The organism is Christensenella sp., assembly GCF_034927525.1.
In the GTDB taxonomy this organism is placed as follows: domain Bacteria; phylum Bacillota; class Clostridia; order Christensenellales; family Christensenellaceae; genus Christensenella.
Window position 1 is genome coordinate 1 of record NZ_JAYFPU010000283.1, and the last position, 8,269, is coordinate 8,269.

An 8,269-nucleotide genomic window follows, 5' to 3' on the forward strand; every position below is an offset into this window, starting at 1 on the left:
AATGTGTATACCCGCAATGCGGGAATGGCTGTGGTCATCGCGCTGTCCTTGGCTTACTTGATTGGATCGGCGGTGGTGGCGCTTGTTCAGGCGAAAAAAGCGGAAACGCGCAGTGAACGAAAAAAGTGTATTACATTGGTATCTTTTTTGATTTTGCCTGTTGTGGGGGTGGGCATACAGAGCGAGGTCTATGGCGTATCGCTCATCTGGATATGTGCGACGCTCTCGTGCCTGATGATCTTTGTCACAATACAGAACCGGCAAATCACGACGGACGCATTGACGACACTGAACAATCGCTATCAATTCGACAAGTATTTGGCACGCATCGTGAATAACGACGACGGACAACAATATTCACTGATTATGATCGACATCGATAAGTTCAAGGAAGTCAACGACACATATGGACATCTGCGCGGAGATAAACTGCTGGCAAGCGTTTCGGACGTACTTAAGAAATCGTGCGCACGTACAAATTCATTTTTATCGCGCTACGGCGGGGATGAATTTGCCATCGTCTGTGAAGCACAGCACGCACAGGAACTGAAGCAATTGATTGAAAACAATATATGGAAGTTTAATCAAAAACATGTAAAAGATGTCCTGGTCAGTTTGAGCATTGGGTATTCGTCTCTTATGGAAGGCGACGCAGTTGACGACCTGATCGCGCGGGCGGACGCGGAGATGTATAAAGAGAAGGCGAACCGCACATAAGGATCGCTTCAGATTTTTGAGGGTATTGCACGATGCAATGCTCTTTTTTATTTTCACAGAAGATGAAATGTGCTATAATTACATAATTAACTGATGGTTACATAATTAATGAAAATATTCGAAAGAAGAGAAGGCATGAAAAGAAAATGTGTTGCAGCGGTGCTCTTTGTGTGTGCGTTGTTCTTTTTTGCGGGCTGCGGGAGTGCGCCACAGGAAGGATTAGATGTTTCCGGTACATATGTAGGCAAGGAAACATATATCGCACAAAACCCGGAAAACGAGAGCGGGTTGCCTGACGTACTGACGTTTGACTGGATATGGACACTCGAAAAAGGAGAAAACGGGCTGTACCGTGTGACATTCGAGCACGAAGCGACCCCGGCTGTGGGATCGATCGCGGCGATGGAGGCGGTAAAAACGGGCATCAATAATGTGCCGTTGACAGATGGCAGCATCGGCATTCCCAATTATGTGTACCTTACCTTTGAAGAGAAGGACAACCAGATGACCGCGTATGGAACCTTCAACGTATTGCAGTCCACAGGAGAGGTGGATGTGCGGGTCATCAGTCTTGTGCGGATCAAGAAGTGATCAAAAAGACGAAAAGAACGCGTCGAACAGGGAATCCTGTTCCTGTAAATGCGTGACAAAGCCGATGGCGACTTTGCCGTCTGTCGCCCCGATCAGTTCGCGGGCTTTTTGCTCGCCGAACGCACCGCACAGCTCGACCGCGCCTACGCCTTCTTCTTGAAGAGAAAGCACGGTAGCTGCTGCTTCGTCAAAATCGCGTACCGTGCGAATATAGGTGATCTGTTTTTCTGTTTCGAACGTCGCGTGGTGGCTTTGCGGGTTGTACTCGCTACCCAGCAAAACAAACGCATATTTCTTTTTCATGCTTATATTTCCTCTGTATTGAGTTCTGCGGGCAACGGCTTGCCCGTCATGTACATGGTGTAGGTGCATGTACACACCACATGGTTGCCTTCGTTGAAGATCGTCACATCGCATACGCCGATCTTTGCGCCGCAATGTGTTTCATGGGCGACCGCACGCAGCTTACCACTAGAGGCAGGGCGAATATAATTGATGGAGGTGCTGAGGGTGACGCACAGGCTGCCGTGCGAAAGGAGAGCTGTACCTGCGACGACATCGGCAAGCGTGAAAAGCGCGCCGCCGTGCATCGTTCCCATAAAATTGGTGCGTTTGGGTGAAAAATCCATTTCCGCTTCGGCGAATCCTTGGCCGAGCTTCGTGAGGCGTACGCCGCTTTCGATACTGAATTGGTCGTGTCCATTGAAATAGTCGATGAATTTCTGGTGATTCATGGTTGTCCTTCCTGTTTGCGTAATGAAAAAAGGCGGGATATTTTATCCCGCCCGGTCTTTAGTCTTCAAAGAATATCAGTTGCTGCTTGTTGACATCGCCCGAACCGAGCGTGATGACGATGTCTCCCGGCTGCCAGTTTTTGTGGAGGTAATCCTTGATTTCCTCAAAGGTTGGGATGTAGAGGCAGATCGCGGAATTGGCGTTGACCGCCGCGACTACGTCGCGTGCGTGCATACCCTGCGTATCTGTATCGCGTCCCGGATAGATGTCCGGCATGATGACCTCGTCTGCATCGCTAAAGCACAGCGCATACTTATCTTTTAAAGTCCGCGCACGGGTGTATGAGTTGCACTGGAACACCACCCAGAGCTTGTTGTGCGGAACCAGTTTGGCGGCCTGTAGGCACGCAGCGATCTCGCTTGGGTGGTGCGCGTAATCGTGGAATACCTTCACGCCGTTACGCTCGCCCATGAATTCGAACCGCCTGCCCGCAAGCTTATAATTTTTAAGCGAACGGATGGAGGTGGCGACATCTACGCCGAACACCTCGTAGGCAAAAGCGCTTGCCGCGAGGGCGTTGCGCAGGTTGTGCAGGCCGGGAACGGTAAGTTCCAGCCGGCCTAAGTTTTCACCGTGGTAGGTAACGTCGCCGCTGCCACAGCCAAGCTCGTTGAAGGAAACATTATTCAGGTACCAGTCGCTGTCCGGCCCGTTGTTATAGGTCACGATCCGGCAGGGAGAATGCTCCTTTAGGCGGTAGGCAAGCTCGTCGGATTGGTTTAACAGCAAGATGCCGCTGCTGTCGAGTTTACTGATGAATTCGACAAACGTATCAAAAATATCGTCAATGTCGCGGTAGCAGTCGAGATGGTCGTCGTCGATGTTGTTGACAAGGATGTGCGTGGGATGCAGCGTTAAGAAGCTGCGCACGTATTCGCACGCTTCGGTGATGAACGCATCGTTTGTGCCGATATGCACACCGCCGTCGAGGAAATCGACCATGCCGCCTACATGTACGGTAGCATCCTGCTCGGTATTTTGCATGATGAGCGCGAGCATGGAGGTGATCGTCGTCTTGCCGTGGCAGCCGGCGATGCACGCGACACGCTTATAACGCGAGGAAATGATCCCTAGGAGCTTGGAGCGCTCGAGCATGGGGATGTTGTGGCTCGCTGCGTACGCGTATTCCGGATTGAACGGCTTGATGGCTGCGGAATAGACCACAAGACCAGCGCCATGTACGTTTTTCTCGTCGTGTCCAATGGTGACAGGTATATTGCGCTTTTTGAGCTGATGCGTGAACGCAGACTCTTTCATATCTGAGCCCGTAACGGCAAGGCCGTTTGCGTGTATGATCTGTGCAAGACCGCTCATAGAGCAGCCGCCGATCCCGATGAAGTGGACGGGTTTATCCTTCAAGGTCGAAAAATCTATATCCATTCTGTTCTCCCGATAAAATTTCGCCATATACAATATACGGCGTATCTATTATACTGAATATACAACATTTCTGCAACCAAAACCTATGGGTGGGGGGAAACAAACCATGGCGAACAAAAAGCAGAGGATCGCAATGATGTGTGCATTGCTTGCGAAAAATCCCAATAAATTGTATTCATTGAATTATTTTCAGGAGCTGTTCGGGGCGGCGAAATCCAGTGTTTCTGAGGATGCCGCCATAATCAGGCAGGCTTTTCTTGAGGCGGGGATCGGACATTTGGAATCGGTGGCGGGCGCGCACGGCGGCATCCGCTATGTGCCGAAGATGCCCGAGCATACGTGTACGCAGCTAAAGCAGGAGCTGATCGAGAAGATGTCTGACACGTCACGTATTTTGCCCGGCGGGTATATGTATCTGGTAGACCTCTTTTGCACGCCATATTATGTGGACGGCATGGCGCAGATCATCGCGGAATGGTTTATGGATAAAAAAGCGGACTTCATCGTGACTGTGGAGACGAAGGGCGTACCGCTCGCTATGAGCGTGGCGCGCATCTTAAATCTGCCGCTTGCCATTGCACGGCGCGAAAGCAAGCTGACGGACGGCTCTGTCGTTTCCATCAATTATCTTTCCGGATCGTCGCGGCGGTTACAGACGATGTCGCTCTCCAAGCGGCTGATTCGCGAAGGGGGCAGGGCGCTCGTCATTGACGACTTTATCGGCGGGGGCGGGACGATCAAAGCAATCAGCGATATGCTTGGCGAGTTCCATATTTCAGTAGTGGGCACAGGAGCAGCCATCGTCAACAAGTATCCGCAGAAAAAGCGGATCGGCGAATACAGGTCGATTTTTGTGCTGGAAGAGCTGAGTGAAACAAAGATCGAATTTTCTACCCTTTAAAGCCAAAGCAAAACGCCGCAAACGCTTACAGGGAACGAAAATATTGCTTTTTGGAAAATTTTGTGATAGAATAACAAAAAATTGAATATTATGTTTAGAATGTTTTTTTGTGCAATATACTTTGCTGTGGTATAAGCATGAAGGTAGTATCAGTCATAGACAAGACAAGGTGGAGGATTGAATATGAACATTACAGACATTCGTATTAGAAAGATCGACGGCACGGGTAAGATGAAGGCAATCGTTTCTGTCACCTTTGATGACATGTTTGTGATCCATGACATGAAAATCATAGAAGGCGCAAGTGGGCTCTTTATCGCAATGCCAAGCAGGAAAACGCCGAGCGGGGAGTATAAGGATATCGCACATCCCATAAACTCCGATACGCGCGAAATGATCCAGCAGGTTATATTGAAGGAATATGAGAATATGCCTGAAGACCAGGAGGATACATTTGGTACCCAGAGCGAATATTGATCACAGCGAAAAGAAGGAACCCTTGTGCAGGGTTCTTTTTTTGCGTATAATCAGGATAGATGAAAAGTTGATGTAAAATCGTTTGAAGGAGAATTCCAATATGAAAAATAAATGTGCGGCAGTGATCCTCGCGGCGGGCGAAGGCACGCGGATGAAGTCGAAAACGCCCAAGGTGCTTCATGAAATTGCGGGGCGTTCGATGCTTGAATGGGTACTGCATGCGTCTGCGGGCGCAGACACACAGAAGTGCATCGTGGTATGCGGGCACGGCGGAGACCAGCTGAAAGAAAAGTTTGGCGATGCGCTGCTTTTTGCAGAACAGGCGGAGCGCAAGGGCAGCGGGCATGCTGTGATGTGTGCGGCGCACCTGCTTGATGGGTTCGACGGTTATACGCTTATCATTGCGGGAGATATGCCTCTTCTTAGGCAGCAGACGGTCGCGGCGATGGTGAAGGCGGCAGAGGAGGGAAACTATGCCTGTACGATGCTCACAGCGGAGCTTGATGATCCGTATGGGTATGGGCGTATTTTGCGCAACGAAATGGGCGACGTGGTTGCCATCGTAGAGGAAAAGGATGCGACGGACGAGCAGCGCGCTGTGCATGAGGTCAATGCTTCGTGCTACTGTGTATGTACGCCGCTTTTGCTCGAGTGCCTAAATGAGCTAAAGCCCGCGAATACGCAGGGGGAATACTACCTGACGGACATCGTGGGGATTTTGAATGCTAAGGGCGAAAAGGTAGGCGCGTACATCGCACGTGACGCACGTGAATGCATGGGCGTCAATGACCGGGCGCAGCTAGCGTTGTGCGCAGAGATATTGCGCGGACGTATCGCGGACGAACACCTGAAAAACGGCGTGAGCATGGTCGATCCGAAGACGGTGTATATCGATGCGGATGTGCAGATTGGACGGGACAGTGTCATTTATCCGAACGTGACGCTTGAGCGGGGCTGCGTGATCGGCGAGGACGTGCTGCTGTATCCGGGTTCGCGTATCGCAAACAGCGAGATCGGCAGTGGAACGACAGTGCAGAATTCCGTGATTTTGGATGCAAAGATCGGTGAGAATACGACGGTGGGGCCGTATGCGTATGTGCGTCCGGGCTCTGATATCGGAGACAAATGCCGTATCGGTGATTTTGTGGAAGTGAAAAATTCGAATATCGGCGACGGTACGAAGGTTTCGCACCTGACGTACATCGGCGACGCGGATTTCGGCGAGCGCATCAACGTGGGCTGCGGCGTGGTGGTCGTCAATTATGACGGTAAGAAGAAGTTCCGTACGACGGTGGGCGACGACGCGTTTATCGGCTGTAACACAAACCTTGTTTCGCCGGTGAATGTGGGCAAGGAAACGTATATCGCCGCGGGATCGACGATCACAGAAGATATTCCGGACAAGGCCTTTGCCATTGCGCGGAGCAGACAGACGGTCAAGACGGGCTGGACGGATAAGAGGAAGCGGTAAGTATGTTTTTTGTGTTTGGCCTGGGGAATCCGGGATTGAAATATAAGAATACGCGGCACAACGCGGGATGGCTCGCCATCGACGTGCTTGCAAAGCGGCATGGCATCAAGCTCAAAAAGACGAAGTTTGATGCGATGGCGGGGCAGGGTATGATCGAGGGCGAAAAAGTGATGCTGGCTAAGCCCACGACATACATGAACAACAGCGGGTACGCAGTGGACGGTATGCTCGATTATTATAATGTGGGGCTTGAAAACCTGATCGTATTATACGACGACATTGATATCCCGTTCGGAACGCTGCGGATACGTGATAAGGGCAGCGCGGGTACGCACAATGGTATGCGCTCGATCTTGAGTTATACAAAGTCGGGCGATTTTGCGCGCATACGAATTGGCATCGGCAAGCCGCAGCAAAATCTTGTCGGGCATGTGCTGGGAAAATTCGAGAAGGAAAAACGCGACGATGCGCAGGCGCTTTTTGAGCGTGCGGCGGATGCGTGCGAACGTGTGATCACGGATGGTGTTTGCGCGGCGCAGGCGGAGTTTAATAAATAGCAAGTTACACTTATAAGAAGCAATGCGAACACTTTTAGAGGAGACATAATTTGAACGACACGATCAGCCCGTTGATCGAAAAAAGCGGGGCATTTGAAGAAGTTTTGAAGTGTATCCGAGGGGGGCAACTGCCTTGCTCGGTTTTCGGCGTTACACAGAACGCAAAGCCGTACTTTGCAGAAGCGGTTCGCAGGAGCGTGCATAAGCAGGTGCTGTGCATCACTGCGACGGAACAGAGTGCGCGCGACTTAGCGTCGGCGACAGGCGGTATCTTGTTCCCGGACGACGATTTTTCGCTGCGCAGCGTGGAGGCGAAGGGCAGGGAAGCAGAACTCGTACGCGTCGGAATCCTCAAAAACACCGCACATATCAAGGGAGTGGTGTTCCTTTCGGCACGTGCATTTTTGAGCCGTATGATGCCGCCGGAATGTTTCGCAGCCTCGTGCTTCCTTTTGAAAGCAGGGGACAATTACGATATGGACGGCCTGATGGAAACGCTTACGAAAAACGGATATGAGCACGCGGGCACCGTCTATTCCAAGGGAGAATTTGCACGCAGGGGAGAGATCCTTGATATCTTTCCGTCGGACAGCAAACGGCCGGTACGTGTGACCTTCTTTGACGACGAGATCGAGAGCATACGCTTTTTTGACAGTGAGACGCAAAAATCGCAGGGAAGTCCGCTCGGGGAATACCTGCTGCCGCCTGCGCGTGAAGTCGTGCTTGGTGAAGACGCCAAAGAGAAGCTGTATGAATACCTCAAAAAGCAGGATAACAGCGAGCTGGCAGAGCGCCTTAGTGTGGCGGTGGAAGAATATGGAACCCTTGACAATGCCGATACCTTTTTGCCGGTGATGTTTTCTCCGGCGTATATCACGGATTATTTTCCGGATGCGCTTTTGTTGTTCGACGATTTTGAATATGTGTACACGGAAGCGGGGCGCGTCAAAGCGGAATTCGACGACGCGTGTGCGCGGCTTGTGAAGGAAGGGGAGGCTTTCCTTGTACAGTGCGAGAGCATCGGCACCCTAACGCCTGTCCTCAAGAAACAGGAAGGACGTATCCTTGATATGGCGGGCGGCAAAAACGCACGCTTAAAAACAGTGTGCGAAGCAGACATGCAGTTGCGTGCTGCGCCCGGATATAACGGCAGGATCGATATGCTCGCGGAGGCGATCAAGGATCGCGTGAAGCACGGGTATGCTGTTGGTCTATATGCGGGAGGCAAGGCTAAGTCGTTAAGCGAGGCACTGAAGGAATTTGATATGATTGCGCCTGTTCTGGCAAAGCCGCAGGAAAAGGGCGTTTTTGTCAGTGAGGAATATATACCGTATGGGTTTGAAATCCCGTCGGCGCGTACCATCGTTTTGGGTTTAAATG

The 8,269-nt window shown here is 51.2% G+C and carries 10 protein-coding genes; 7 read left to right on the plus strand and 3 right to left on the minus strand.

Features of this window, described 5'->3' with window-relative positions; genetic code table 11:
• Together VB081_RS11465 and VB081_RS11470 are read left to right on the plus strand one after the other, a co-directional pair.
• Window positions 1–717, plus strand: a 717-nt coding sequence (locus tag VB081_RS11465) for a GGDEF domain-containing protein (protein ID WP_323400948.1), incomplete at its 5' end; no start/stop codon positions are given.
• A gap of 135 nt (window positions 718–852) precedes the next feature.
• Complete coding sequence (locus VB081_RS11470; protein WP_323400949.1) at window positions 853–1,308, plus strand: hypothetical protein; 456 nt, start codon at window positions 853–855, stop codon at window positions 1,306–1,308.
• On the opposite strand, the gene VB081_RS11475 is transcribed toward VB081_RS11470, so the two are convergent.
• From VB081_RS11475 to murC, 3 genes are read right to left on the minus strand one after another with little or no spacing between them, the layout of a single operon-like run.
• A complete protein-coding gene (locus VB081_RS11475; RefSeq protein ID WP_323400950.1) occupies window positions 1,309–1,611 on the minus strand; it encodes a DUF6506 family protein in 303 nt (100 codons plus the stop codon). It lies immediately after the preceding gene.
• Window positions 1,612–1,613: 2 nt separating this feature from the next.
• Complete coding sequence (locus VB081_RS11480; protein ID WP_323400951.1) at window positions 1,614–2,042, minus strand: PaaI family thioesterase; 429 nt, start codon at window positions 2,040–2,042, stop codon at window positions 1,614–1,616.
• Between the two features lie 58 nt (window positions 2,043–2,100).
• Window positions 2,101–3,483, minus strand: a complete 1,383-nt coding sequence (gene murC / locus VB081_RS11485; RefSeq protein WP_323400952.1) for a UDP-N-acetylmuramate--L-alanine ligase — start codon at window positions 3,481–3,483, stop codon at window positions 2,101–2,103.
• Between the two features lie 106 nt (window positions 3,484–3,589).
• Between murC and purR the strand changes: the two genes are divergently transcribed.
• The 5 genes from purR to VB081_RS11510 form a co-directional block, all read left to right on the plus strand.
• On the plus strand, window positions 3,590–4,384 hold the full coding sequence (gene purR / locus VB081_RS11490) for a pur operon repressor (RefSeq protein ID WP_323400953.1): 795 nt from the start codon (window positions 3,590–3,592) through the stop codon (window positions 4,382–4,384).
• A gap of 183 nt (window positions 4,385–4,567) precedes the next feature.
• Entirely contained in the window at window positions 4,568–4,861 is a 294-nt protein-coding gene (gene spoVG, locus VB081_RS11495) for a septation regulator SpoVG (protein ID WP_323400954.1), read from the plus strand.
• A 100-nt stretch (window positions 4,862–4,961) separates the two neighbouring features.
• Window positions 4,962–6,332: a bifunctional UDP-N-acetylglucosamine diphosphorylase/glucosamine-1-phosphate N-acetyltransferase GlmU gene (gene glmU / locus VB081_RS11500; protein WP_323400955.1), complete on the plus strand. Its 1,371-nt coding sequence runs from the start codon at window positions 4,962–4,964 to the stop codon at window positions 6,330–6,332.
• Window positions 6,333–6,334: 2 nt separating this feature from the next.
• The gene (pth, locus tag VB081_RS11505; protein WP_323400956.1) at window positions 6,335–6,889 is read left to right on the plus strand and encodes an aminoacyl-tRNA hydrolase; all 555 of its coding nucleotides are present in this window, start codon (window positions 6,335–6,337) and stop codon (window positions 6,887–6,889) included.
• 50 nt (window positions 6,890–6,939) lie between these two features.
• Window positions 6,940–8,269, plus strand: a 1,330-nt coding sequence (locus VB081_RS11510) for a hypothetical protein (protein ID WP_323400957.1), incomplete at its 3' end; no start/stop codon positions are given.

Bases quoted from the DNA above. Each gene is read 5' to 3' on its own strand.
- VB081_RS11470 (WP_323400949.1), top strand. From the start codon at position 853: ATGAAAAGAAAATGTGTTGCAGCGGTGCTCTTTGTGTGTGCGTTGTTC.
- VB081_RS11475 (WP_323400950.1), bottom strand. From the start codon at position 1,611: ATGAAAAAGAAATATGCGTTTGTTTTGCTGGGTAGCGAGTACAACCCG.
- VB081_RS11480 (WP_323400951.1), bottom strand. From the start codon at position 2,042: ATGAATCACCAGAAATTCATCGACTATTTCAATGGACACGACCAATTC.
- murC (WP_323400952.1), bottom strand. From the start codon at position 3,483: ATGGATATAGATTTTTCGACCTTGAAGGATAAACCCGTCCACTTCATC.
- purR (WP_323400953.1), top strand. From the start codon at position 3,590: ATGGCGAACAAAAAGCAGAGGATCGCAATGATGTGTGCATTGCTTGCG.
- spoVG (WP_323400954.1), top strand. From the start codon at position 4,568: ATGAACATTACAGACATTCGTATTAGAAAGATCGACGGCACGGGTAAG.
- glmU (WP_323400955.1), top strand. From the start codon at position 4,962: ATGAAAAATAAATGTGCGGCAGTGATCCTCGCGGCGGGCGAAGGCACG.
- pth (WP_323400956.1), top strand. From the start codon at position 6,335: ATGTTTTTTGTGTTTGGCCTGGGGAATCCGGGATTGAAATATAAGAAT.